The following is a 642-nucleotide window of genomic DNA, read 5'->3' as shown; positions in this document are numbered from 1 at the left end:
CGGCGACGTGGCGGGGGCGGGCGAGCACCGCGAGGTGCTCGAGACCGTCAGGATGTTTGCCCACGACCAGGGCTGGTTGCGGCGGATGCGCGAGGCGGTGCTGTCCGGTCTCACGGCGGAAGCTGCGGTGGAGCGGGTGCAATCCGACAACCGCGCCCGGATGCTGCGCCAGAGCGACCCGTATCTGCGCGAGCGCCTGCACGACCTCGACGACCTCGCCAACCGCCTTCTGCGCCAGCTCGTTGGCCGCCCGACCGTCGGGCCGGACGCGATGCCCGAGAACGCCATCCTGGTGGCGCGCTCGATGGGCCCGGCGGCACTCCTCGACTACGACCGCGCCCGCCTGCGCGGCGTGGTGCTGGAGGAGGGCGGGCCGACGAGCCACATCGCCATCGTGGCGCGGGCGCTGGGCATCCCGGCGGTGGGCGAGGTGGCCAACGCCACCGCCCTCGTCGAGACCGGGGACGCGATCATCGTCGATGGCGGGACCGGCGAGATCCAGATTCGGCCCGGGCCGGAGATCGAGGCGGCCTATGCCGAGAAGGCGCGCCTGCGGGCCCGGCGCCAGGAGCAGTACCGGGCGCTCCGCGACGTGCCGGCGGTCACCCGCGACGGCGGCGCGGGCGGCCTCCCGCTCCAGCC

1 protein-coding gene is annotated in these 642 nt (G+C 75.1%); it reads left to right on the top strand.

The annotated features are described in order from the left end of the window. A partial coding sequence (locus VQ03_RS29700) for a PEP-utilizing enzyme (protein WP_245292249.1) occupies positions 1 to 642 on the top strand: 642 nt, incomplete at both ends.

The sequence above is a fragment of the Methylobacterium tarhaniae genome (assembly GCF_001043955.1).
In the GTDB taxonomy this organism is placed as follows: domain Bacteria; phylum Pseudomonadota; class Alphaproteobacteria; order Rhizobiales; family Beijerinckiaceae; genus Methylobacterium; species Methylobacterium tarhaniae.
This window is presented reverse-complemented; position numbering and strand designations above follow the sequence as displayed.